The following is a 24,127-nucleotide window of genomic DNA, read 5'->3' as shown; positions in this document are numbered from 1 at the left end:
GCGGCCCATTGGCCACGCACCGCGTTGCGCGCTAGACTTGTTCCGAAGTCATCGGGGACGGATTCATGCGGCGACTGGTTTCGGCGGCCCTTGCGCTGTTCGGCGTATCCCTCGCACCTGCGCTCGCCCAGCAGCCATCTCAACGCAGCGAATGCCTGGCGATGGCCAACGCGGCGCCCCGCGTGATGCCGGCCGCGTTCCGACAGGCGGCAGCCGCGGCCGAGGTCCAAATCACCTATGCCGGCCATTCCACCTATTTCATCGACACGCCCTCCGGCTTGCGCATCGCGACCGACTATAGCGGCGCGTACCAGGTGGGACGGCTGCCCGATGTCGTCACCATGAACCGGGCGCACAGCACGCACTATTCTTTATATCCCGACAAACGAATTCCCCATGTGCTGCATGGCTGGAGCGAGGACGGCAAGCCGGCGATCGTGTCGGAGCGCATCAGCGATACCTTCATCCGCAACGTCACGACGGACATCCGTCGCTATTTCGGCGACGATGCCGGCAGCGACATGATCCGCGACGGCAATTCCATCTTCATCTTCGAGGCGGCCGGGCTCTGCATCGGCCATCTCGGCCACCTTCACCACAAGCTCGACGACAGCCATTTTGCCCAGATCGGGCGGCTGGACATCGTGATGGTGCCGATCGACGGCACCTACACCATGTCGCTGGACGGCATTTCCGAGATCACCAAGCGGCTTCGCGCCTCGGTGGTGCTGCCGATGCACCGCTTTGCCACCCCGCTCGACGACTTCATGCGCCGGATCGGCCAGCAATTCGAGATCGACCGGCGCCTCGAGCGATCGTTCCGGATGTCGCGGGATGCACTGCCGCCGAAGCCGACAGTGATCATCCTCGACGGGGTCTGAGGCGCAATTTTCTCCAAGCCGGCTGTTGGCTTTTGGTGTTGATCTCCCCGCGACAGGAGCTCGACATGACCGAATTTGCGAGATTGTTGCACGCGGACGGACCGAATCCCGAGCACGCGGCGGCGCTTCAGCTTTACGGCCGCTTCGTCGGCGACTGGGAGGCCGAGATCACGGCCCATGGACCCGGCGGAACGAAACACGTAGCGCCAGGCGATATCCATTTTGGCTGGGTGCTGGAAGGGCGCGCCGTGCAGGACGTCTGGATCATCCCCCGCGCTGCAGGCGGGGCGGCCTTCCCGATCGCCGGAAACTGGTACGGCACGACGCTGCGCGTCTATGACCCCACCATGTCCGCGTGGCGGATCTCCTGGTTCGACCCCGGCCGCAGCGTGTTCCGCCAGCAGATCGGCCGTCCGCGCGGTGAGGACATCGTGCAGGAAGGCACGACCGAAGCCGGCGAACTGACGCGGTGGAGCTTTACCGAGATCACGGACGATTCCTTTCACTGGCTCGGCGAGTCCAAAGCGGCCGCCGCGGCCGATTGGCGACTCGTCGTCGATGTGAGGGCGAAGCGGCGCAAGGGCTGACGACAGCGCCGCTGTGCTCGCGACGACGGACGCGGTTGCAGAACGCGCGCTGCTGCGTGAAGAGATCAGATGCTAGGTTCGTCCCACAAGAACATAGAGGGAGCGAACGCCGATGGCCGCGAGCGGTCTGCCTGCCAACACGAGCGGGCTATTCGTCGAGCCGCGCGAGGACTGGCTCGCGCTGCACCAGGAGGAGATCATCGATCCGGCCCGGCCGATCGTCGATCCCCACCACCATCTCTGGAATCGCGGCCATCGCTATCTGATCGAGGAGATGGCCGCCGACATCGCGTCCGGCCACAACATCATCGCCACCGTCTATGTCGATTGCCGCTCGATGTATCGCGCGCACGGACCTGAGGCATTCCGGCCCGTCGGCGAAGTCGAGTTCGCCAACGGCGTCGCGGCGATGAGCGCCAGCGGAGCTTACGGCCCGGCCGCCATCTGCGCCGGCATCGTCAGCCACGCCAATCTTCTGCTGGGAGACGCCGCCAAGCCGGTGCTGGAAGCCGAGATCGCGGCGGGCAATGGCCGCTTCCGCGGCATCAGGCATTCGTCGGCCTGGGACGAAGACCCTGTCGTCGCCGGCATGTATGCGAACAGGCCGAAGGGGCTGCTGCAGGATCCGGGCTTTCGCAAGGGCTTTGCCTGTCTGGCGCCGCTGAACCTCAGCTTCGATGCCTGGCTGTTCCATCCGCAGATCGGCGAACTGACCGAGCTGGCGCGCGCCTTCCCCGATACCAGGATCGTGCTCGATCATTGCGGCGGCCCAGCCGGCGTCGGTCGCTTTGCGGGCCGGCGCGACGAGGTGTTTGCGCAATGGCGCGCGTCGATCCAGGCGATTGCGACGTGCGAGAACGTGGTAGTGAAGCTCGGCGGGCTCGCAATGTGCCTGCTCGGCTACGACTTCCATCTGCGCGAGAGACCGCCGTCATCCGAGCAGCTTGCCGCGGCATGGCGCCCCTATATCGAGACCTGTATCGAGGCATTCGGCGTGAAGCGGGCGATGTTCGAGAGCAACTTCCCGCCGGACAAGGGCCAGTGCAGCTACCAGGTGATCTTCAACGCGTTCAAGCGCATCGCCTCGCCCTCAAGCGAGGCCGAGAAGACGGCGCTGTTCTCGCAGACCGCGACCGACGTCTACCGGCTCGAGCTGCCGTCATGACGAAAAGAGGGGCCGGGATGTTGATCCCGCCCCCTCTTCATCGTGGCCGCTGGGAAGCGTCCTTGAAACCTTATTGTCCGCTTTAGCCGGCACCCATCAGCGAGGCCGGCCGGCGTTCGCCGGTGGAGGCGAACATCTTCTTCAGCTTGTTGACGACGCGGATCAGGAAGCCGATCATCACCGGATTGGTCTTGCGGCAGAACGCGATCTTCTTGACGTGCCCTTCGACATGCCATTTGGCATGCGCGCCGTCGCGGAAGAAAATGACATCGCCGGGGCCGTAGCGCTTGGGCGGCATGCCGTCGCTTTCGAGCACGATCGATCCTTCCATGATCATGATCGTCTCGTCGATGTCGTAGTACCAGTTGAAGCGCCCTTCGGTGCAGGACCAGATGATCGTCTGGGCGGTGCCGTCGGCGCTGGTCGACAGGACGCGGGAGCGGGAAACCGGATCGCCTTCGATGATCCAGGACGGCTCGATCGGCCGCAGCTCGAGGTCCACATTGCAATTACCGACTTCAATCAATGCGCGCGACATCTGCTTCCTCGGGAAATGATATTTGCGGCCGGATCCGGGCCCGGATTGTTTCGAAAGATGCCCGGACGCTAGTGTTCCGTTTTTAATTCTTTCTTACGCCGGCTTCGAGAATCAGCCGGAAGCGGCCAGTGCAAACCGGTTAACGTCCCGATTCCCTTGCAAATCCGCCCACATGCCCCGGTCCTCTCCCGGGTGCGACAAAATGCGCGAAGACACTGGAGCGGAGCCCGCCAATGACTCAACGCCCAAGGCTCTGGTAGCCGGCTCCGGCGGCGGGCTCGTGTTGCGTCCGCCGCAGGATGCGCACCAGCGCTCTCGAACGAACCGCGCAGGAGTTAAGGCCGGTAGATGGGCGCAGCGAGAACCTGTCGCCGTCGCGCTCACCTTCTCCCTTCGAGGAGAGTCACGCCGGCTATTTCGCCCATTCGCCCTTGCGGAACACGGGCACCTTGCTGCCGTCGGCCTGAATGCCGTCGATGTCGGTCTCGGCCGAGCCGATCATCCAGTCGATATGGATCAGGCTCTGGTTGCCGCCTTGCGCCGCGATCTGCTGCGGCGTGAGCTGGGCGCCGTTGACGAAGCATTTCGAATAGCACTGGCCGAGCGCGATGTGCGACGCTGCGTTCTCGTCGAACAACGTATTGTAGAACAACAGGCCGCTCTGCGAGATCGGCGAGGAATGCGGCACCAGCGCCACTTCGCCGAGACGCCGCGCGCCCTCGTCGGTGTCGAGCACCTTGTTCAGCACCTCCGCGCCGCGCGAGGCTTTTGCGTCGACGATCTTGCCGTCCTCGAAGCGCACGGCGATGTTGTCGATCAGCGTGCCCTGATAGGACAACGGCTTCGAGCTCACGACATGGCCGTAGACGCGACGGCAATGCGGCGTGGTGAAGACCTCTTCGGTCGGGATATTGGCATTGCAGCTGATGCCGTTCTTGGAGAGCGACGCGCCGCCTTCCCATTCGTGGCCGTCGGCAAGTCCGATGGTGAGATCGGTGCCGGGACCCGAATATTGCAGCGCGCGAAAGCGCTGGCCGTTGAGCCAGTTGGTGCGCTCGCGCAGCACCGCATTGTGGCTTGCCCAGTTGCCCATCGCGTCCTCGCGATCGACGCGGGACGCTGCGAAAATAGCGTCCGCGAGCTTGCCCACCGCGACGTCCTCGGGATCATCCGGGAACACCAGCTTCGCCCAGGACGGGCTCGGATAGGCGATGATGTTCCAGTTGGTGTCGAAGTTGACGATCTTCTCCAGCGCGGGCTGATAGGCCATCGAATTCGCCTTGCTCGCGCGCGCCACCTTGGAGGGATCCTCGCCCGACAGGAGCATCGGGTTGTCGCCGACGATGGCGAGCCGTGCGGTGTTGTCCGAGAAGGCCTTGGCCATGCCCTCGTAGAGCCAGCCGGCGGCACGATCGAAACTGGCGTCGTGGCCATGGCGGTAGCGCGCCAGCGTCATCTCCTCGTCCGACAGGATCGGCGTCACGAGGCCGGCGCCGGCCTTGTAGGCATGCACGGCGATCCGCCGCACCAACGGCAGCGCAATCGCGGGCGCCGTCAGAAGCAGATCCTGTCCCGGCCGCAAGCCCAGGCCCACCTTCACCGCCACCTCGGCCAGCCGGTCGAGCTTCGCGGGATCGATGGGAGTGGAGGTGTTGCGTTGATCAGTCATGCCGGGCCCTCTGCCGAAAGTCTCTCGCTCAATCTAAGTCTAGCATCGCGAGACACAAGTGTGCGAGCGTCTTGCAACGCACGAAAGATACGCAGTTTCACGCATTTTGGTTTTCAACGCGTTGCCGATTTCAGCACCCGGTCGACCATGGCGGGCGCGAGTCCGAGGTAATTTTTTGGTGAGGTGAGCGCCTCGATCGTGGCACGGTCGATGCGGCTCGATATCCGTGAATCTGCGGACAGCGCATCGGCAAGGCTGATTCCCTTCTCATTGGCCTGACGGCATGCATCATAGACCACGTCGTGCGCCTCCTGCCGCCCGATCTGCGGCGCCAGCCCCATCATGACCGCTTCGGCCACAATCAGGCCGCGGCTGATGGCGAGATTGTCGTTCATCTTCGCCTCGTCCACGATAAGGCCTGCGAGCGCGAACTTCGCCTGGTGCAGCGCGCCGGCGGTCAGGACGAAGCTTTCGGGGATCGCCATCCATTCGGCATGCCAGGGCCCCGTGGCGCGCTCGAAATCCTGTACCATGGCGTCGAGCATCAGGCCTGCGTGCTGGCGCACCGCCTTGGACGCCGCAAGCATCAGTTCGGAGGAGATCGGGTTGCGCTTCTGCGGCATGGTCGAGGAGGCGCCGCGCCCCTTGACGAAGGGCTCGTAGACCTCGGCGAACTCGGTCGAGGCCATGATCATGATGTCGAGCGCGATCTTGCCGAGCGAGCCGGTGACCAGGGCGAGGAAGTTCACGGACTCCGCAAAGCCGTCACGCGCGACGTGCCAGGTCGAAGCGGGAACGCCGAGCTTCAGCTCGGCACAGAGCGCCGCCTGCACCTCGAATCCCTTGTCGCCAAGCGAGGCCAGCGTGCCGGCGGCGCCGGCGAACTGGCCGACCAGAACGCGCGGCTTCATTTGCGCCAGACGCTCGGCATGGCGATCGAACATCGCGAGCCAGATCGCGGTCTTGTAGCCGAAGGTCACCGGCAGCGCCTGCTGGAGATGGGTTCGGCCCGCCATCGCCGTGTCGCGATGGCGCTTCGAAAGATCGGCAAGGATCCTGCGCAGCTCGGCGATGTCGCGTTCGATGATCTCGATCGCGGCGCGCAGCTGCAGCACCACAGCCGTGTCCATGATGTCCTGCGTGGTCGCGCCCCAATGCACGTAGCGGCCGGCCTCGCCGCATTGCTTCACCATCTGATGCACCAAAGGCAGGATCGGATAGCCGACGACATCGGTCTCCTGCCTGAGCAGATCGAAATCGAACGCAGCGACGTCGGTCCGCGCCGCGATCGCTGCGGCCGCCTCCAGTGGGATCACGCCGCACTTCGCTTCCGCCTTCGCCAACGCCACCTCGACCTCGGCATAGCGCGCGACCGTCGCGACGTCGGAGAACACCTCGCGCATCTCAGGCGTGCCGAAGGCGTCGCGAAACAGCATGGAGTCGAGCACAGTAGTGGAGGCGGGGAAAGCTGGCATGGGCGTTTCTTCGTGGTTGGTGTTTTGCGTGGGCGGCAGCTTACGCAGGCCGCGCATTTCGGCAATGGACATTCACCGTTCGCCACATTTGCCGCGTCACGACATTATGACGGCACGTCATCCCGTGACTCCGTCATCCCAAGGTGCGAGGCGTGCGATGCGCGGCAGCGCGGGAAGCCTCGGTATGACGGTGAGCGGCGAGCATGGTCCCAGCCCCGCGGCGATCCGCCGGCCGCAACATTCCAGCTGCGGTTGTATTCCCCGCCGGAAAGGGCATGGCTGCCCTCACGCAATCGCGATGAACCAAGCGCCGCCTTCGAGAGACACACGGTTTTCGACCTAAATTTCATTTAGTCATTTTGCTTGCCCGATTTCACAATGAGGCCTGAGTTTTCGACGTGCAGTTTCTGTTCCGGGACCACCTTCTGGATACCGACCGGCGCGAGCTGAGCCGCGAGCAGGTTCCCATTGCCGTGGAGCCGCAGGTGTTCGATCTCGTCGTCCACCTGATGCAGAACCGCGACCGGGTGGTCAGCAAGGACGAGCTGATCGACAAGATCTGGCACGGGCGTAGCGTGTCCGAATCCACCCTGACCAGCCGGATCAACGCGGCGCGCAAGGCGATCGGCGACAATGGCGCAAGCCAGACGCTGATCCGCACCATCGCCCGCAAGGGTTTTCGCTTCGTCGGTGATGTCCAGACACAGCTCAGCGCGGTCACGCCGGAGCCGGTTCGTGTCACCCAGACCCAGGCAGCCTTCGCGCTGCCCGAGCGGCCCGCGATTGCCGTGCTGCCCTTCACGAATATGAGCGGCGAGGCCGGGCAGGATTATTTCTCCGACGGCATCAGCGAGGACATCATCACCGCGCTGTCGAAGCTGCGATGGTTCTTCGTCGTCGCGCGCAATTCCTCCTTCGTCTACAAGGGCCGCGCCGTGCACATCCACGAGGTCGCGCGGGAACTCGGGGTGCGCTACGTGGTCGAAGGCAGCGTGCGGCGGAGCGGCGAGCGGGTGCGCATCTCGGCCCAGCTCAACGACGTCTCGACCGGCAGCCATCTCTGGGCCGAACGCTACGACCGGGAGCTCGCCGACATCTTCGCCGTGCAGGACGAGATCACCGAGGCGATCGTCGCCGCGATCGAGCCGCAGCTCTATGCCGCCGAAAGCTTCCGAGCCCAGCAGAAGCCGCCAGGCAGCCTGGATGCATGGGACCTCGTGATGCGCGCCCTGTCGCATTACTGGCGCATTACCCGCGAAGACAATGCCGCCGCGCAAGGGTTGCTGGAACAGGCCGTCAAGATCGATCCCGCCTATGGCAAGGCGCTGGGCCTTCTTGCGACCAGCCATATGTTCGGCGCGCATATGGGCTGGGCCGACATGGCCGCGACCGTGCCGGTCGCCGAACGAGCGGCGCTCGCGGCGGTGGAGGCCGATAGCGAGGATGCCTGGGCCCATCACGGCCTCGCTTACACCTATCTGTTCCGCCGCCGCTTCGACGACGCGCTGGCAGAATTCGAATTGGCCCTGAGGCTCAATCCGAATTTCGCGATGGCGCATGCCTTTCACGGCGTGACGCTTTGCTATGCCGGACGATGGCAGGACGGCGATGCCGCCGCCCGTCGCGCGCTGCGGCTGAGCCCGCGCGACCCGCTCGCGGCGATCTATTGCGGGGTTGCGGCCTATGCCCGGTTCGTCGGCCGCGACTACGAGGGAGCCGTCCAGATGGCACGGGAATCGATGCGCCAACGCGGAGATTTCGTCGGCGCGCACCGCGTGCTGACGGCCGCCGCCGGCATGCTGGGCGATCCGGCGCTCGCGGCGTCCGCCCTGGAAGGCCTCCTCCGCGCCCAGCCGGAGGTCTCGCTTGCCTGGATCACCCGCGAGCTGCCGATGCTGCGGGAAGAGGACCGTGCGCACTATCTCGAAGGCTTGAGGCGCGCGGGCATCAAATAATAGCGGCGCGACGAGGCGAACGCCCGAGCGCTGAAGCGGTCAGCGATCCCGAGATCGCCGATCTATATCCGCGGCCATTGCAGGACGCTCGATCACGCCGCCTCGACCTGCCGGACGGGCACGGACGATCTGGCCATCGTCGATCCCAAGCCATTGCAGGTGCGCGGCATCAGGGGTCTGCATGTCGCCGACGCCTCGGTGATCCCGGTCATGATCTCAGGCAATGTCCAGACGTCGACCATCCTGGTCGCGGAGTGCGCTGCAGCTTGCGATCCTGGGCCAAGTGCTAGTCGTCATCAGATCCGAACAGCCTGATCTGCGGAAAGCCGCTGCGTGGCCGGCCTGCATAGTCGCGCGCATCGGAATCTTCGCGGACGTTGCGCGCGACGTCGTCCCAATCGGTGCGGTCGCGCATGCCGCGCGGTTCGCGCAAGTCATAGTGCCGGCGCTCGGCCCAGCGCTCGCGGCGCTCCGCCCGGCGCCGTTCGGTCGCGGCGCGCTTCACGTCGGAATCCCTCGCCTTGGCATAGGCATTGTTCGAAGAGGATGACGGCTCGGTCGAGGCCTGCTGCTCGGCAGGTCTTGCTGCCTGCGCGGACGCTGCCGGTGCCGGCCTGGGCGGCTCGACTGCAGCGGCTTGCGAAGGCTGCGGCGCCGGCGGTTCAGCATTCGCCTGCGTGGTTTGCGTGTCAGACTTTGCTTCGGCCCGCGCTGGCGCAGCGATCATCGCCCCGAAGGCTTGCGAGCCGGTGAGATAGTTCACGCGCTCGGACGGCGCATTCGTGGTCGCCGGCGTGGCGCCCTCGGTGCGCTGTGCCATCTTGCTGGTGTCCGGGCCCTGCCTGGATGCGACCGGATGCATGATGTTGCCGGCAACGATACCGCCACCGAGACCAATGGCGATGGCCGCGATGATGGTTCCGGCACCGACAAAATAGGCTGTCGAGGCGCGCATTCATCCACTCCCTCTTTGGAGCGGGCAACGCCTGGGGATTGCCGGATGTTCCTGATGGCCGCGGCTCCTGAAACAGGAAACCGCGCGGATCAGATCTGCTGCGCGACCTTCTCGAGCCCGATGAGGCGAGCGAGCTTGCGCACTTCTTCCTTCTGGTCGTCACGCAGCTGGAACAACAGCGGCATCGCGGCCGACTTCAACTGCTGCACCTCGTCGCAATTCGGGTCGATCTGCGAACTGGGCGGCGCGTTCGGATTCGACAGCTTGTTCGCCTGGATCTTGCGGGCGACGTTGCGAAGCGCGGTCTCGACCGAGGGCCAGTAATATTCCTGCGACGACGACAGCTTCAGGCGATCCCTGATGCCCGCGATCTGCACGTCGGACAGCAGCGAATAGGCCTTCTGCGGCTTGGCGACGACCTTCGGCTTGGCCGGAACCTCGACGGCAGGAACCTCCGTCGCGGCGGGCGCCTCATGTGCGCTTGCCTTCGGCATCGGGAAATCGGAGGGCGTGGCGGCGGCGAAGGCCTGACGCAGCGGCTCGGTCAGGACGGGCGCCTGGGAAAGCTTGTCGGCGGCCACCTGGACCGGCTCGATCGCGGCCGAGGCCAGCGCGAGCGTCGGAACCAGACGGTCGGCCTTGGCGGCGCGGTTGGTTGCGAGCGGCTTGGCCGGGGGCGTCTGGGCAATCATCTCGGCGCTGACGCTGGGCACGCTGTCGCGGCCAAGAATGGCGGTGGTGGCGGCGCCGAGGACGAGGAAACAGGTCAGCGCGACGATGGTGATGGCTTTGGACAAACGTCTCTCCGCGTCCGACTTCAAGTCCACGTGATCACTGCCCCGAAACTGGGCGATAAATAAGGCTTAACCGTGTAATTGCAGCGGCAATCGCGCGGACTGCAGCGACACCGCCTGAAAAGTTCAAGGAAATCAAGCCGCTGCCGCGAGGTCATAGGCGTCCTGGATGTCGGCCACGATCTCCGAGGCCTCCCAGACCGCGCGCGGCTCGACCGATTGCAGCGTCACCGTCCAGTTGCCGCCACGGCGGGTCCGGGGGACGCTGACGACGTCGAAGCGGACGTTGCGGCACAGCGGGTGGCGGGCCAGGGCATGGGCGACCCGGACGCGGATTTCATCCATCGTCGCAGCTGTCTTGCTGTTGAGAAAATCGAAGTCCATCGCCTGTCCCCTCTCGGTCCTGGTTGGCGGCCGTGAAGGGGATTCTTGGCGGGCGATGGTTAATCTGCCGTTAAGTGCGGGCGCGCAGGGGCGCGCTCGATTAACTGTGATCGGGGCTGGGAGAACGTCGATGACCCGGCAGGGCTGGATCGGCTACCGCCCACCCGCCTTGCGATATTCCGCACCCGTCCGTGCGACCAGATCGTCGACCGCGAGCACCTCCGTCACCCCGGATGCGGAGTGCCCGGCGCTCCAGATGTCGCGCCAGCGCTTCGGCCGATTCTCGCGCGCGGCGACGTCGATGTCCTTGACGATGTCGATCGCGCCGCGCACCGGCAGGTCGTCCGGATCAAGTCCGGCGGCGACGATCGACGGCCGCAGCATGCTGGTCTGCAAGCCCGTGAACGCGGTGGTGAGCAGGACGTCGTCGGCGCCGCTCTCGACCAGCATCCGCTTGTAGCGATCGTCCGCCATGCTCTCCCGCGTCGCAATGAACTTCGTTCCCATATAGGCGAGATCGCAGCCGAGCACTTCCGCCGCATGCAGCGCGTAGCCGTCACTGATGCCGCCTGCCAGCACGATGATGCCGTCGTAGAATGCGCGCACCGCGCGGACGAAGGCGAACGGGTTGAGCCAGCCGGTCTGCCCGCCCGCGCCCGCCGTGAGCAACACCAGCCCGTCCGCGCCGGCTTCCGCCGCACGCTCCGCATGGCGGATCGAGGCGACGTCCGCCAGCACCAACGCGCCGGCATCATGGAGCGGCCCCAACACCTGCGCGGGCGATCCGACCGAGGTGATGACGATCTCTGGCCCGTGCCGCAGCAGCACGGCGAGATCCTGCGCGAGCCGCGCATTGGAGCGGTGCACGATCAGGTTCGGACAGAGCGGCGCGACCTTGCGGCCGGTCTGATCTTCGTGCCGTCGCAGCCGCGTCCCGATCTCGATGAGCCATTCGTCGAGTTGTTCCGTGCCGCGGCAATTCGCGGTGGGAAAGCTGCCGATCACCCCATTGCGACAGGACGCGACCATGAGCTCGACGCCCGACACCAGAAACATCGGCGCCGCGATCAGCGGCAGCGCGAGACGATCGTGGAAGCGTTGCAGTCGATCCGATGGCATGCATGCCTCCCTGCGTGGGCTTTATCGTTTCCTCCCGCATTCGCTGTGCTAGCGTCATCGGCAACATTGGCACGCCAGAAGCCGGTGACAAAGCAACGAGGAAACATATGTCTGATCCGCTCCACGCATCGCCTCCAGCTTGTGCGCAGACGCTACGGGCGCTGTCGCGCTACCCCGACCGCACCGCTTTCGCCTGGCCCGAGGGATCGCTGAGCTATCAGGGCACCATCGACCTGATCGGACGCATCCAGGGCGTGTTCATGCGGCTTGGATTGCAGCCCGGTGCGCGCGTCGCCTTCCTCACCGCGAATCGCGCCGATACCTGGTGCGCCGGTGTCGCCGCGCAATTGGCTCGGCTCTGCATCACCTGGCTGCATCCGCTCGGATCGCTGGAGGACCAGCTGTTCCAGCTCGAGGACTCCGAGGCCGAGATGCTGGTGGTCGATGCCGCCGCCTTCCACGACCGCGGCGGCGAGCTTGCTGCGAAGGCGACCCGGCTGAAGGCAGTCTTCACCGCGGGCCCCGCCGGCTACGGCGTCGATCTGCTGGCCGCCATCGAGAATGCAGGACATGCAAGCCCGCTGTGCCTTGCCGGCCCCGACGATCTCGCCACGCTGAACTACACCGGCGGCACCACGGGCAAATCCAAGGGCGCACTGCGCTATCATCGCGAGAACAGCGGGGCTGCCGGCGCGATCCTCGCCGACTTCGAGATTCCGGAGGCTGCGCGCTATCTCACGGTCGCGCCGATCAGTCATGTCGCCGGGACGAAGGTGCTGCCGACCCTGATGCGCGGCGGCACCGTGCACATGCTGAAAGGCTTCGATCCCGAGGCGGTGCTGTCGACGATCGCGCGCGAGCGCATCAACTTCACGCTGTTCGTTCCGACCATGATCTATGTGCTGCTCGATCAGCCCGCGCTGAGCAAAACCGACCTCTCTTCGCTCGAGCTCGTGCTCTATGGCGCCTCCGCGATGTCGCCGAGCCGGTTGCTCGAGGGCATCGAACGCATCGGGCCCGTGTTCTCGCAGCTTTACGGCCAGACCGAATGCTATCCCGTATCGGTGCTGCGCAAGGCCGACCACGATCCCAGGACCCCGGAGCTATTCCTGTCCTGCGGTTTCCCGATCTCGGCCTGCGAGGTCAGGATTCTCGACGACGACGACCAGGAGGTGAAGACGGACGAGCCCGGCGAGATCTGCGTGCGTGCCCCGCATGTGATGGCGGAGTATTGGAAGCGACCCGACATTACCGCCGAGACGCTGAAGAACGGATGGGTCCACACCGGCGACATCGCGCGCAGGGACGAGCGCGGCTACATGTTCATCCTCGACCGCAAGAAGGACATGATCGTCTCCGGCGGCTTCAACATCTTCCCGCGCGAGGTCGAGGACGTGCTGTCGCAACACGCGGACGTGGCGATGGTGGCGGTCGTCGGCATCCCCGACGAAAAGTGGGGCGAAGCCGTCACCGCCATCGTCGTACCGCGCGAGGGCGCAAGGCCCGATCCGGACGAGCTGATCAACCTGGTCAAGACCCGAAAGGGCTCGGCGCATGCACCGAAGCAGATCCAGTTCGTCAAGCAATTGCCGATGACCGGCGTCGGCAAGGTCGACAAGAAGGTGCTGCGCGCGGGCTTCTGGAGCGGGCGGGACCGGATGGTGGGATAAGCACCCCGGAATTCTACGGGGGCGTTGTGGCCCGGACACCACAACACGCAACGGAGTGGGTGGCGGCGACGTCCACGTAATTGCCGGCGAATCAGGGAATCACCTAGACCGCTGATGGGGCTGGGAAGCGGAGTGAGAGATGAGAGTCGCTTCCCTGGAAAGTGCAATCGCCGCGATCGCGTTGATCACGGCGATCGTCGTGGTGCTGTGGGAGATCAAGATCTTCTACGGAGTGTGAACCGGCAGGATGCCAAGCATCCCTTCCGCGGCGGCGGAAGCCTGCCGTTCAATCGGCTCCAAGAGCGACGCTCGCCGTCACGCTCACCGCTTCTCGATCACCAGGCTCTGCACCGCGCGGCCAAAATAGCCCCGCCGGTCCGCCAGCCGAGACATCGCAAGGCCGGCGCCGTCGGGACCGATCCACGACTCGCCGTCGAGCAAGATCCACTCACCGATGGGTTGGCGCGAAAAGTTCACGGTGAGATCGGCGTTGATGTAGGTCCAGGCGCGAAAGTCGAGCGTCGAGGCGGTGCCGTTGGAGAAATCGGCAGCGACCACGGCGCGCATCGCCTGCGAGAGCGCCTCCCCCTCGATCAACGGATGGTCGACCCGGAACCAGATCGCGCCGGCGCCGGCTTGGCCGAAGCGCCCGCGTGCGGCGCGCATCGAGACCGATCGCACGAACGGGCTGGTGGCCGCGTGACCGTCCTCGACCAGCGAATCCTCCGGCGACGGCAGCGTGACCGGCAGCTCCTCGACGTCTTCAGGCAAGGTCAGCACCTGGCGCCTGATCTTCAGCACGGTGGCGCCGACGACCTGCACGTCGTCGGCGAGCAGCTTGATCCCGCAGAGCTGGATCTTGCGGCCCTCGCGCAGGACCTCCGTCGCGATTGTCAGCGGCGCCACCGGGACCGGGCGCATCAGATCGATGGTGACGCGCGCGATCTCCATCGGGACAGGCGTCGGAATGCGTTCGGCCGCCCACGTCACCAGGGAAGCAGGCGCCGAGCCGTGCTGCATGCGCCTGTCCCAGGGACCGGCGGCATCCGGGCTGGTGATGACGCTGTTGCCGTCGACGCGGTAGATGGCGGTCATCATTTCAATCAGTCTCGATTGACGTTCCCCGGCTCTGCGGGGCAATGCTACGCATTGCACCGCGTCCGGGACACGAGAACTACAGCGGCGGATCGACGGCCTCGTCGTATTCCTTCTTGAAGCGCGCGATCAGGTCGGCGGCGGGCACGATGCCCTCGATGCTGCCGATACCCTGGCCGGAGCCCCAGATTTCCTTCCAGGCCTTCGGCTTGGCGCGCTCGCCGGAGGCGTCGGTGCCGAAGTTCATCTTGGAGGGATCCGAGGTCGGCAGGTCTTCGGGGTCCATGCCGGCGGCGACGATCGAAGGTTTCAGGTAATTGCCGTGCACGCCGGTGAAGAGGTTGGAGTAGACGATGTCGTCCGCGCTCGAGCTCGCGATCATCTCCTTGTACCGCTCGACCGCGTTCGCTTCCTTGGTGGCGATGAAGGCCGAGCCGATATAGGCGAAGTCGGCGCCGAGGATGCGCGCGGCGCGGATCGCCTTGCCGTTGCCAATCGCCCCCGACAATGCGATCGGGCCGTCAAACCATTTTCGCGTCTCCGCGACGAAAGCCAGCGGCGAGATGGTGCCGGCATGGCCGCCGGCGCCGGCTGCGACCAGGATTAGGCCGTCGGCGCCCTTCTCGATCGCCTTGTGCGCGAATTTCTGGTTGATCACGTCGTGGAAGACGATCCCGCCCCAGCCGTGCACGGCCTGGTTCAGCTCCTCGCGCGCGCCGAGCGAGGAGATGATCATCGGCACCTTGTACTTGGCACAGAGCTGCATGTCGTGGTCGAGCCGGTTGTTCGACTTGTGCACGATCTGGTTGACCGCGAACGGTGCCGACGGCCTCTCGGGATGGGCGCGGTCATAGGCCGCGAGCTCCTCGGTGATCCGCGCCAGCCATTCGTCGAGCAGCTCCGGCGGCCGCGCATTCAGCGCCGGAAACGAGCCGACCACACCCGCCTTGCATTGCGCGATCACGAGATCGGGCACCGAGATGATGAAGAGCGGCGAGCCGATCACGGGGATCGACAGGCGCCCTTTGAACAAGGCAGGCATGGACATTGCGGAACGATCCTCTGTTGGCGGTCAAATCGAAGGTTGGCCGTCATACCAACAAGGCAATCTTTCCACTGTCAAGTATTGCGTTTTGACGCCGGTGCGGATGCGGCTGGCGCAATTCCAAGCAGCGGAATTCTTAACCCCACATCTCTCCTCCGTCATTGCGAGCGTAGCGAAGCAATCCAGACTGTCTCCGCGGAAGCAGTCCTGGATTGCTTCGTCGCAAGGGCTCCTCGCAATGACGAGGAGAGAACTGTGGTCACTGACAGCTACCCGATCAAATCCGGATTGATCAGCCGCTCGAACGAGAACATCTCGTCCCACTTCTCCTGCGTGAGCAGTTTGCGCTCGACCACGACGATCTGGTGCAGCGACTTGCCGCTCTTGTAACCTTCGCGCGCGATCTCGGCGCATTGCTTGTAGCCGAGCAGCGGCTTCAGCACCGTGACGATACCGAGAGAGTTCAGCACCATGTTCCGGGTGTGCTCCTCGTTGGCGGTGATTCCGACCACGCAGTTCTCGCGCAGGCTGTTGACCGCGCGCTCCATGGTACGGATCGAGAAGAACAGCGCGAACGAGATCACCGGCTCCATCACGTTGAGCTGGAGCTGGCCGGCGGAAGCCGCGAGCGTCACCGTGGTGTCGAGCCCGATGACCAGGAAGCTGGTCTGGTTGACGACCTCGGGAATAACCGGATTGACCTTGCCGGGCATGATCGAGGAGCCCGGCTGCAGCTGCGGCAGGTTGATCTCGTTGAAGCCGGCGCGCGGGCCCGAGGCGAGGAGGCGGATGTCGTTGCAGATTTTCGTCAGCTTGCTCGCCGTGCGCTTCAGCACGCCCGAGAGTTGCACATAGGCGCCGGTGTCGGAGGTCGCCTCGACGAGATCGCCGGCGAGGATGAAATCGACGCCGGTCAAGGCGCTCAAGTGCCGCACGGCAAGCTTGGGATAACCGACCGCCGCGGTGACGGAGGTGCCGATCGCGGTGGCGCCGAGATTGATCTCGCGCAGCAGCGCGCGCGCTTCCGAGATGCGCTCGACCTCCTCGCCGATGGTGGTGCCCCAGCCGCGGAATTCGGCCCCGAGCGACATCGGCACCGCGTCCTGGAGATGCGTGCGGCCCATCTTCAGCACGCGGTCGAATTCGCGGCCCTTGGTGAAGAAGGCCTCCTGGAGCTGGCGCAGCGCCGTCATGTAGCTCTCGAGCCGCAGGATCAGAGCCAGCCGAAAGGCGGTCGGATAGGTATCGTTGGTCGACTGGCCGTAATTGACGTGATCGTTGGGACTGACGTGCTGGTAGTCGCCCTTGCTGAAGCCGAGCGCTTCCAGTGCGAGGTTCGCGATCACCTCGTTGGCGTTCATGTTGGTGGAGGTACCGGCGCCGCCCTGGATGAAGTCGGTGACGAACTGATCCATCATGTCGCCGGCGATGACGCGGTCGCAGCCGAGGATGATGGCCTCCGCGACCTTGGCGTCGATCGCACCGAGATCGCGATTGGCCATCGCGGCAGCCTTCTTGACGTAGCCGAGCGCCTTCACGAAGTAAGGCTCCTGGCTCATCGGAATGCCGGTGATGTGGAAGTTCTCCTTCCCGCGGATGGTCTGGACGCCGTAATAGATGTCGTCGGCGATCTCACGCTGCCCGAGGAAGTCCTGCTCCGTCCTGCTCATGGGCACTCCTTGTTGCTCGCGATGTCCTCTAGTTCTGGCACAGCGCGCTGGTCACGAACGTATCGGTGCGGCAGTCGTCCGGTTTGCGTTGCCTGCCCGGAATGAGAACCTTGGCCGAGCATTTCTCCGCGGAGTCGGCGTTCAGGCTCTTGCCTTCCTTGTAGCCCTTGCCCTGGCAAAGCTGGTCGGCGGCCTGCTTGCAGTCGGGGGCGCCGTTCGACGAGATGGGGCAGACCACGCGCCCTGATACCATGGTCGAGGGCGTGGCCAGCCGCGACAGGTCGCTCATAGTCTCGCTCGGGCTTTTGATGGGCGGCAGGATCGAAGGCAGCTTGTCGAACAGCTTGCTCATTTCATTGATGAGCCCGGGATTTTCCTCGCGCGCCGGCGCGGCGGAAGAGGCCGGCGTCGAGGGCGACGGCGCGGCCTGGCCCCCCTGCTGCTGGAGGCCGAGCGATGGCGATGCAGATTGCGTCCATCCGATGCCGCCGCCACTGAGGAGGAGCAGCAGCGCCGCTGACATCAGCGTCCCGAGCCGCACCGCCGGATTGCCGGATCGAACCATCATGGCGGCAACCGTAGCCGAAGCCGGCCCTGCGGCAAAGCCGCCAGCGCCTAGATCAGCTTGACCGCCACCACGAAGCCGAGCACCAGCACGATGGCACCGAGCGCGACCCACAATCCGAGATGCCGCTCGATCCTGACCCGGATCCAGTCGCCGTAGCGGTTGAGCAGGATCGCGACGACGAAGAAGCGTCCGCCGCGCGCGATAATCGAGCAGAGGATGAACAGGATGATGTTGTAGCCGGCAAAGCCCGAGGTGATGGTGACGAGCTTGTAGGGGATCGGCGTCAGCCCCTTGAGCAGGATGATCACCGCGCCCCATTCCGCATAGGAGGCGCGGAAGGCGTCGACCTTGTCGCCGAGGCCGTAGACTTGGATTAGCCATTGGCCGACCGAGTCGAACAGCAGCGCTCCGATGGCGTAGCCGACGATGCCGCCAAGCACCGAGGTCGCGGTGCAGACCGCCGCATAGAGCCAGGCGCGCTGCGGGCGCGCCAGGGACATCGGAATCAGCATCACATCCGGCGGGACCGGAAAGAACGAGCTTTCGGCGAAGGAGACGACACCCATGATCCAGAGCGCGTAGGGCTTGTGGGCGGCGTCGATGCACCAGTCGTAAATACGTTTCAGCATGGCGCCGCGATGAAGCACCATAGGACGGATTTGTCCATGCCGAGATTGAGGCGAATTGTGACGTTTCTAGTGGCGCTTGCGCGTGGCACGGCTCTCAAGCGCGACAATTGGCCGCCTGGCCGCAACGCGGGGTGACGCGACTTTGGGCAGTTTCATCGGTGATTTCGGCAGCTTCTCGGCAATGCCGAGCATGTCTTCACGCCGCGTCATCTCCCGCCAGACGTCCTCGGGGCGTACCCCGGCCGAGGCCCACAGCACGGTGAGATTGTAGAGCAGATCGGCACTTTCCCGGATCACGGCCTCGCTATCGCCGTTGACCGCATCGATTACGACTTCGATGGCCTCTTCGGCCAGCTTCTTCGCCATTTTGGAAGGGCCGCGCTGAAACAGCCGGGCCGTGCGCGATGTTGCCGGATCAAGATCTCTGGCCGCGAGCACAGCCAGATATAGCCGCTCAAGCGAATCACTCATGGTACTCAAACTACTCTAAACCAATGGCGAGCGCGTTAACGCGCGACAATAAAAGCAGAAAACGGGCCGGCGCAAGCGCGACGGCCCGTCATGGTCAACCCATGGATGCCGAACTAGTAGCAGTTCTGATAGTAGCCCTGGCCGCAGAACTCGGACGGAGCCGTGCCGCCATAGCGCTGATACTGGTAGTTCGGGCCCGGACCATAATAGGGACCGTAGGCCGGAGCGCTGTAATAGACCGGACCGCCGTAATAGCCGTAGCCCGGACCGTAGTCATAGGCATAGGCGTTGCGGCTGGCCGCGATGGCGAGACCCGTGCCGATGGCGGCGAAAGCCGCAGCTGCGGCCGCGCCGCCTCCACCGCCATGCCAGTGGCGGCCGCCCGCATATGAAGCGGTCGGGGCAATCGTGGTCAGCGCCAGCACCGCGGTGGTGGCAAGAACGGCCTTTCGGCCCGCAAATTTGGAGACTCGCTCGAACATGTCTTGGCCCTCCTTTGGGACCTGGAATGGACGCCTGCGGACAGGCTCATGCCTCTCAAAACCCGCATAACCTAAGTTAGGTTCCCCAAGCCCAATACAAGCTGAACGAGGTTGCGTAACGATGCCGCAACGCCGCTCATCCTGCGTTCATGTTGGCGCGCGCACGGTCGCGGGCTGCGCGCTGCAAGCGTCACGAAACCATAACAATGCGGGACCGGCGCAACCGATGTCAGGATTCAAGACGACCGCACTTCACGGCCTGGTGGCTCTCTCGATCTTGCTTGCGACGCTGTTTGCACGCGATGTCAGCGCGACCGAGACCAACGCGCCCGTTGCGATCCACTTCACCTTCGACCGCCCGCCGGACGCAAGCATGGCGCCGTTTTTCCTTGCGGCGAAGGACGGCAGGTTCGGCGCCGAGCGTCTCAACGTGTCCTTCAACGGCGCAAGCGGATCGCCGGAGGCGCTCGCACGCGTCGCCAGGGGCGACAGCGAGCTTGCGCTCGTCGACATCAACGAGCTGATCCGCTTTCGTGACAAGGACGACGCGGCGCCGATCAAGGCCGTGTTCGTGCTGTTCAACCGCGCGCCCTACGCGATCGTCGCGCGCAAGAGCCGCGGGATCCAGCTGTTGACCGATCTCGACCGCAAGGCCGTCGGCGTCGCCGACAGCGATCTGTCGATGCGGCTGTGGCCGGCGCTGGCGCGGCAGAACGGAATCAATCCATCGCGCGTCAAATTCCACAAGATCAGCGCGGCGGTGCGCGAGCCGATCCTCTCCGCGGGCCAGGTCGATGCGGTCGCCGGCTTCGGCTATCTCACGGCGGTGAACCTGCGCGACCGCGGCGTGCCCGACGCCGATCTCGTCGTGCTGCGCTACGCGGACTACGGCTGTGAAGCCTACGGCTTTGCCGTGGTGGTCAATCCCGCCTTCGCCGCAGCAAAGCCGGACGCCGTGAAGGGCTTCGTCCGCGCCTTGATGGCCGGCATCACCGCGACCGTCAGGGAGCCGGGACGAGCGGCGGAGGAGGCGGCGAGCCGCATCGACGACGGCGACCCCAGCCTGGAGCTCGAGCGCCTGCGCGCCGTGCTCGCCGACAACATCCTGACGGACGAAGTCAGGCGCAACGGCCTCGGCGGCGTCGACCCGGCACGCTTCGATCGTTCGATCGGCCAGATCGCGCAGGACTTCAAATTCCGCAAGCTGCCCACGGCTGGTGATATCTTCGACGACCGGTTCCTGCCACCGGTTGCCGGGCGGCTGATCAACTGAGCAAAACTGACAGCTTCCGCTATATCTCCCGCACGATCCCTGCTTAGAATGCGGGCTCCGTTACTCGCCCGAGTTCGTCCCCCGCATGTCCATCCTCCGTCTCTACACCCGCGTTCTCGAGCTGCTCGGCAAGGAAGCGCGGCTGGGCTGGCTGCTCGCGGTCGCCAATCTCCTGCTCGCAGCCTCGCAATTCGCCGAGCCTGTGCTGTTCGGCCGTATCGTCGACGTGCTCTCGGGCAAGGCGGTGGCCGGGTCTGACTCGGCCTGGCCGTTCCTGGCTGCCTGGGTCGCGTTCGGGCTCTTCACCATCGCGTGCAGCGCGCTCGTGGCCTTGCAAGCCGACCGGCTCTCGCACCGCCAGCGTCAGGCGGTACTGACGAGCTATTTCGAGCACATCCTGCAGCTGCCATTGACCTTCCATTCCGGCACCCATTCCGGCCGGCTGATGAAGGTGATGCTCAACGGCACGGACGCGCTGTGGCGGCTCTGGCTCGGCTTCTTCCGCGAGCATTTTGCCGCGATCCTCTCGGTCGTGGTGCTGCTGCCGCTGTCGCTCTACCTGAACTGGCGACTGGCGATTCTGCTGTTCGTGCTCTGCATCGTCTTCACCGCGCTGACCACCTTCGTGGTGCGCAAGACCTTCGGCATGCAGATGGCGGTCGAGGAGCACTACAGCGAGCTCTCCGCGCGCGCCTCCGACGCGCTCGGCAACGTCGCGCTGGTGCAGAGTTTCGTGCGTGTCGAATCCGAGGTGAAGGGGCTGCGCTCCGTCGCCGACGAGCTGCTGGCCGCGCAGATGCCGGTGCTGTCGTGGTGGGCGCTGGTCACCGTGATCACACGCGCCTCCACAACCATCACGGTGCTGGCGATCTTCACCTTCGGCATCGCCCTGCACGATCAGGGGCTCACCTCGGTCGGCGAGATCGTGATGTTCGTGAGCTTCGCGACGATGCTGATCCAGAAGCTCGAGCAGGTCGTGAGCTTCATCAACAACGTGTTCATGGAAGCCCCGCGCCTGCGCGAGTTCTTCAATGTGCTCGACGCCGTGCCCGCCGTGCACGACCGGCCCGACGCAATCGATGCCGGCCGGCTGTCGGGCCTCGTCGAGTTCAACGACGTCACCTTCTCCTATGACGGCAAGCGGCCTGCGATCGAGGACCTCACCTTCACCGCCCTGCCCGGCCAGACCATTGCGCTGGTCGGCCCGACCGGCGCCGGCAAGTCGACCGCGATTGCGCTGTTGCATCGTGCCTTCGATCCGCAGTCCGGCGTCATCAAGATCGACGGCATGGACGTGCGCGGCGTCACGCTGACCTCGCTGCGGCGAAACATCGGCGTGGTGTTCCAGGAAGCGCTGCTGTTCAACCGCTCGATCGCCGATAATTTGCGCGTCGGCAAGCCGGACGCGACCGAGGCCGAGATGCGCAAGGCGGCGGAGCGCGCGCAGGCGCTCGCGTTCATCGAGCGCAGCGGCGGCTTCGAGACCAATGCCGGCGAACGCGGCCGCATGCTCTCGGGCGGCGAGCGCCAACGCCTGTCCATCGCCCGTGCGCTGCTGAAGGATCCGCCGATCCTGATCCTGGACGAAGCCACCAGCGCGCTCGACGCCGTCACCGAGGCCAAGGTGAATGCCGCTCTCGACGAAGTGATGAAGGGCCGAACCACCTTCGTGATCGCCCACCGCCTTTCGACCATCCGCAACGCCACGCGGATCCTGGTGTTCGAGAATGGGCGCGTGATCGAAAGCGGAACTTTCGATGAACTCGTGGCCAAAGGCGGCCATTTCGCCGAGCTCGCCAAGGCCCAGTTCATGGTTCAGGAGAACGCGCGGGCCAGCGTGACGGCGGCCGAGACTGCCGCGACGGCTGCCAAATCCCCATAGCAAGTCCCCACGGCGCCGTCGAAATTCGGCCTATTTCATTGCGGAATACCGCGCCGATCCCCCTATTCTCGACGCACGAGCCGGTATAGGTTTGCGACGCCGCAAGCGGCGGCGCTGGATTTCAGGAACCGACCATCAGATCACGAGAGCCGACCGGAACCGGCGGATCTCCAAGGACCGGAATCGGATAGTGCACGCCCTTCGCCCGCTGCTTCGCAAATCGCTGTTCAACCTGTTCGCTGCGAGCCTCGCATGCGCCGCACTGCTCGCGCCGCGTGCGGCGAACGCCGAAGCGCTGCTGCTGATCGAGGCCGACAGCGGCAAGGTGCTACAGGCGGACAACGCGACCATCCCCTGGTATCCGGCCTCCGTCACCAAGATCATGACCGCCTATGTCACGCTGAAGGCGGTCAAGGACGGCAGGCTGACGCTCGACACGCTGCTCACGGTGTCGCCGACGGCGGCCTCGCAGTCGCCCTCGAAGATGGGCTTCCGCCCGGGAACGCAGCTCACCGTCGACAACGCGCTGAAGATGATGATGGTCAAGTCGGCGAACGACATGGCCGTGGTGCTGGCCGAAGGCGTCGGCGGCTCGATCGACGGCTTCTCCGCGATCATGAACGACACCGCGAAGAAGCTCGGCATGATGCAGACGAGCTACGTCAATCCGAACGGCCTGCCCGCCGACGGCCAGATCACGTCCGCGCGCGATCTCGGAATCCTGGCGCGCGCCTTCCTGCGCGACCTGCCGGAATACGAGTACTTCGTGCACATCCCGGCGATCCGCTTCGGCAAACGCGTCACCGGCAATTTCAACAAGCTGATCGGCCGCTATCCCGGCGCCGACGGTTTCAAGACCGGCTTCATCTGCGCCTCCGGGTACAATCTGGTGGCCTCGGCCACGCGCAACGGCCGCCGGCTGATCGCGGTGGTGCTCGGCGCCAGTTCCGGCACCGCGCGCGCGGTGAAAGCCGCGCAGCTGCTCGAGCGTGGCTTCGCTCAGGACAACCTCACCTGGCTCCGCCCCTCGCTCGGCACCGTCGACAATCTCGTGCCGATTGACGCCTCGCCGCCGAACCTGCGCGACGAGATGTGCGGGCCCCACCGCAAGCGGCCGGCCAGTGACGACGACGATGCGCTGATTGCGGCCAATGGCGGTGCGACCGGATCGGCCTCGGCCACCGGAGGAGAAGCCCAGGTCACCTTCTTCACGGCGGGCCTGCAGCCGCCCCTGATGATGAAGGCTTCCGAGCTGATGGCCTCGGCCCCCGCGGCGGCCGAACCCGTGCTGGTCTATACCGGCCCGACCCGCACCGGCACCGCCCTGATCGCGGCGGTCGCGGCCGATGCCGACCAGCAGGCCGCGTCCAAGCCGCGTGGCAAGAAGTCGCGCGTCGCCAAGAAGCCTGACGCCGCCGACAAGCCCAAGGATGGAAACAAGGATGGACACAAGGACGCAGGCAAGGACACCAAGACGGCGGCGGTGAAGCCGGATGCCAAGTCTGAATCCAAGTCCGAAGCCAAATCCGGTGCCAAGGGTGACGCCAAGACCGACGCCAAGACCGCAGCCAAGCCGGCCGGGTCCAAGCATGCCGGGACCAAGCATGATGCGGCCGCGAAGCCCGCCGAGAAGCCTGCGGCAGGCGGCGATCAGGCGGCCAAGCCCGCCAAGCCCAAGGCCGCGACCAAGCCCGCCGCTGCCGCCAAGCCGGCGAACAACAGTTAACGTTCCTCGGGATTGAACCGCAGCCCGCGCTTCGCACGCGCAGCAGCGCGGTTTGCGACGATTCCAGTAGCTACGCCCGGACCTTTGCCCTAAG

23 protein-coding genes are annotated in these 24,127 nt (G+C 65.2%); 9 read left to right on the top strand and 14 right to left on the bottom strand.

Annotation, left to right across the window (positions count from 1 at the left end; all coding sequences use genetic code 11):
- Window positions 1–65 precede the first annotated feature (65 nt).
- The 3 genes from AC1RQP_RS33960 (at window position 66) to AC1RQP_RS33950 (ending at window position 2,633) form a co-directional block, all read left to right on the top strand.
- Complete coding sequence (locus tag AC1RQP_RS33960) at window positions 66–881, top strand: MBL fold metallo-hydrolase (protein WP_492941466.1); 816 nt, start codon at window positions 66–68, stop codon at window positions 879–881.
- Between the two features lie 65 nt (window positions 882–946).
- Window positions 947–1,468, top strand: a complete 522-nt coding sequence (locus AC1RQP_RS33955) for a hypothetical protein (protein WP_492941464.1) — start codon at window positions 947–949, stop codon at window positions 1,466–1,468.
- 112 nt (window positions 1,469–1,580) lie between these two features.
- On the top strand, window positions 1,581–2,633 hold the full coding sequence (locus AC1RQP_RS33950; RefSeq protein WP_492941462.1) for an amidohydrolase family protein: 1,053 nt from the start codon (window positions 1,581–1,583) through the stop codon (window positions 2,631–2,633).
- Between the two features lie 82 nt (window positions 2,634–2,715).
- Here AC1RQP_RS33950 and AC1RQP_RS33945 read toward each other — a convergent pair whose 3' ends face one another.
- The 3 genes from AC1RQP_RS33945 to pcaB form a co-directional block, all read right to left on the bottom strand.
- Window positions 2,716–3,171, bottom strand: coding sequence for a cupin domain-containing protein (locus AC1RQP_RS33945; protein WP_239627557.1), 456 nt, complete (start codon window positions 3,169–3,171; stop codon window positions 2,716–2,718).
- Between the two features lie 412 nt (window positions 3,172–3,583).
- A complete protein-coding gene (locus AC1RQP_RS33940; protein ID WP_492941460.1) occupies window positions 3,584–4,840 on the bottom strand; it encodes an aminopeptidase in 1,257 nt (418 codons plus the stop codon).
- 113 nt (window positions 4,841–4,953) lie between these two features.
- Window positions 4,954–6,315: a 3-carboxy-cis,cis-muconate cycloisomerase gene (gene pcaB / locus AC1RQP_RS33935; RefSeq protein WP_492941458.1), complete on the bottom strand. Its 1,362-nt coding sequence runs from the start codon at window positions 6,313–6,315 to the stop codon at window positions 4,954–4,956.
- 398 nt (window positions 6,316–6,713) lie between these two features.
- Here pcaB and AC1RQP_RS33930 point away from each other — a divergent pair, with 398 nt between their 5' ends.
- Window positions 6,714–8,270, top strand: coding sequence for a winged helix-turn-helix domain-containing protein (locus tag AC1RQP_RS33930; protein ID WP_492941456.1), 1,557 nt, complete (start codon window positions 6,714–6,716; stop codon window positions 8,268–8,270).
- A gap of 30 nt (window positions 8,271–8,300) precedes the next feature.
- On the top strand, window positions 8,301–8,585 hold the full coding sequence (locus tag AC1RQP_RS33925; RefSeq protein WP_492941509.1) for a GMC oxidoreductase: 285 nt from the start codon (window positions 8,301–8,303) through the stop codon (window positions 8,583–8,585).
- On the opposite strand, the gene AC1RQP_RS33920 is transcribed toward AC1RQP_RS33925, so the two are convergent.
- The 4 genes from AC1RQP_RS33920 to AC1RQP_RS33905 all read right to left on the bottom strand — a co-directional run bounded on the left by AC1RQP_RS33920 (window position 8,557) and on the right by AC1RQP_RS33905 (window position 11,522).
- Window positions 8,557–9,225 (bottom strand): hypothetical protein, encoded by a 669-nt coding sequence (locus AC1RQP_RS33920; RefSeq protein ID WP_492941454.1) that lies wholly within the window; start codon window positions 9,223–9,225, stop codon window positions 8,557–8,559. The two genes, AC1RQP_RS33925 and AC1RQP_RS33920, sit on opposite strands and share 29 nt — an antisense overlap.
- 89 nt (window positions 9,226–9,314) lie before the next feature.
- Window positions 9,315–10,022: a hypothetical protein gene (locus tag AC1RQP_RS33915; protein WP_492941452.1), complete on the bottom strand. Its 708-nt coding sequence runs from the start codon at window positions 10,020–10,022 to the stop codon at window positions 9,315–9,317.
- A gap of 132 nt (window positions 10,023–10,154) precedes the next feature.
- Window positions 10,155–10,403, bottom strand: coding sequence for a hypothetical protein (locus AC1RQP_RS33910; protein ID WP_061024145.1), 249 nt, complete (start codon window positions 10,401–10,403; stop codon window positions 10,155–10,157).
- A gap of 153 nt (window positions 10,404–10,556) precedes the next feature.
- Window positions 10,557–11,522, bottom strand: a complete 966-nt coding sequence (locus AC1RQP_RS33905) for an NAD(P)H-dependent flavin oxidoreductase (protein ID WP_492941450.1) — start codon at window positions 11,520–11,522, stop codon at window positions 10,557–10,559.
- Between the two features lie 107 nt (window positions 11,523–11,629).
- On the opposite strand from AC1RQP_RS33905, the gene AC1RQP_RS33900 reads away from it, so the two are divergent.
- Entirely contained in the window at window positions 11,630–13,192 is a 1,563-nt protein-coding gene (locus AC1RQP_RS33900; protein WP_492941448.1) for an AMP-binding protein, read from the top strand.
- A gap of 321 nt (window positions 13,193–13,513) precedes the next feature.
- Here the strand turns inward: AC1RQP_RS33900 and AC1RQP_RS33895 are convergent, their stop codons facing one another.
- The 7 genes from AC1RQP_RS33895 to AC1RQP_RS33865 all read right to left on the bottom strand — a co-directional run bounded on the left by AC1RQP_RS33895 (window position 13,514) and on the right by AC1RQP_RS33865 (window position 19,152).
- Complete coding sequence (locus tag AC1RQP_RS33895; RefSeq protein ID WP_492941507.1) at window positions 13,514–14,287, bottom strand: thioesterase family protein; 774 nt, start codon at window positions 14,285–14,287, stop codon at window positions 13,514–13,516.
- Window positions 14,288–14,366: 79 nt separating this feature from the next.
- Window positions 14,367–15,335 carry an NAD(P)H-dependent flavin oxidoreductase gene (locus AC1RQP_RS33890; protein WP_492941446.1) on the bottom strand — a complete coding sequence of 323 codons (969 nt, stop codon included), beginning with the start codon at window positions 15,333–15,335 and terminating at the stop codon, window positions 14,367–14,369.
- Window positions 15,336–15,601: 266 nt separating this feature from the next.
- On the bottom strand, window positions 15,602–17,002 hold the full coding sequence (locus AC1RQP_RS33885) for an aspartate ammonia-lyase (protein ID WP_492941444.1): 1,401 nt from the start codon (window positions 17,000–17,002) through the stop codon (window positions 15,602–15,604).
- Window positions 17,003–17,030: 28 nt separating this feature from the next.
- Window positions 17,031–17,570 (bottom strand): hypothetical protein, encoded by a 540-nt coding sequence (locus tag AC1RQP_RS33880; RefSeq protein ID WP_492941442.1) that lies wholly within the window; start codon window positions 17,568–17,570, stop codon window positions 17,031–17,033.
- 47 nt (window positions 17,571–17,617) lie between these two features.
- Window positions 17,618–18,199 (bottom strand): YqaA family protein, encoded by a 582-nt coding sequence (locus AC1RQP_RS33875; protein ID WP_028179086.1) that lies wholly within the window; start codon window positions 18,197–18,199, stop codon window positions 17,618–17,620.
- A 66-nt stretch (window positions 18,200–18,265) separates the two neighbouring features.
- The gene (hisE, locus tag AC1RQP_RS33870; RefSeq protein ID WP_239627582.1) at window positions 18,266–18,670 is read right to left on the bottom strand and encodes a phosphoribosyl-ATP diphosphatase; all 405 of its coding nucleotides are present in this window, start codon (window positions 18,668–18,670) and stop codon (window positions 18,266–18,268) included.
- Window positions 18,671–18,783: 113 nt separating this feature from the next.
- Window positions 18,784–19,152, bottom strand: coding sequence for a hypothetical protein (locus tag AC1RQP_RS33865; RefSeq protein WP_194390102.1), 369 nt, complete (start codon window positions 19,150–19,152; stop codon window positions 18,784–18,786).
- Window positions 19,153–19,378: 226 nt separating this feature from the next.
- Between AC1RQP_RS33865 and AC1RQP_RS33860 the strand changes: the two genes are divergently transcribed.
- The 3 genes from AC1RQP_RS33860 (at window position 19,379) to AC1RQP_RS33850 (ending at window position 24,033) form a co-directional block, all read left to right on the top strand.
- Window positions 19,379–20,425: an ABC transporter substrate-binding protein gene (locus tag AC1RQP_RS33860; protein ID WP_492941439.1), complete on the top strand. Its 1,047-nt coding sequence runs from the start codon at window positions 19,379–19,381 to the stop codon at window positions 20,423–20,425.
- Window positions 20,426–20,510: 85 nt separating this feature from the next.
- Entirely contained in the window at window positions 20,511–22,307 is a 1,797-nt protein-coding gene (locus tag AC1RQP_RS33855; protein WP_492941437.1) for a glucan ABC transporter ATP-binding protein/ permease, read from the top strand.
- A 190-nt stretch (window positions 22,308–22,497) separates the two neighbouring features.
- Complete coding sequence (locus AC1RQP_RS33850; RefSeq protein ID WP_492941435.1) at window positions 22,498–24,033, top strand: D-alanyl-D-alanine carboxypeptidase family protein; 1,536 nt, start codon at window positions 22,498–22,500, stop codon at window positions 24,031–24,033.
- Window positions 24,034–24,127: the final 94 nt, after the last annotated feature.

The sequence above is a fragment of the Bradyrhizobium sp. GW821-FHT13H06 genome (assembly GCF_058803975.1).
Note: the sequence above shows the minus strand (reverse complement) of the source record. Positions and strands in the feature narration are given on the sequence as shown.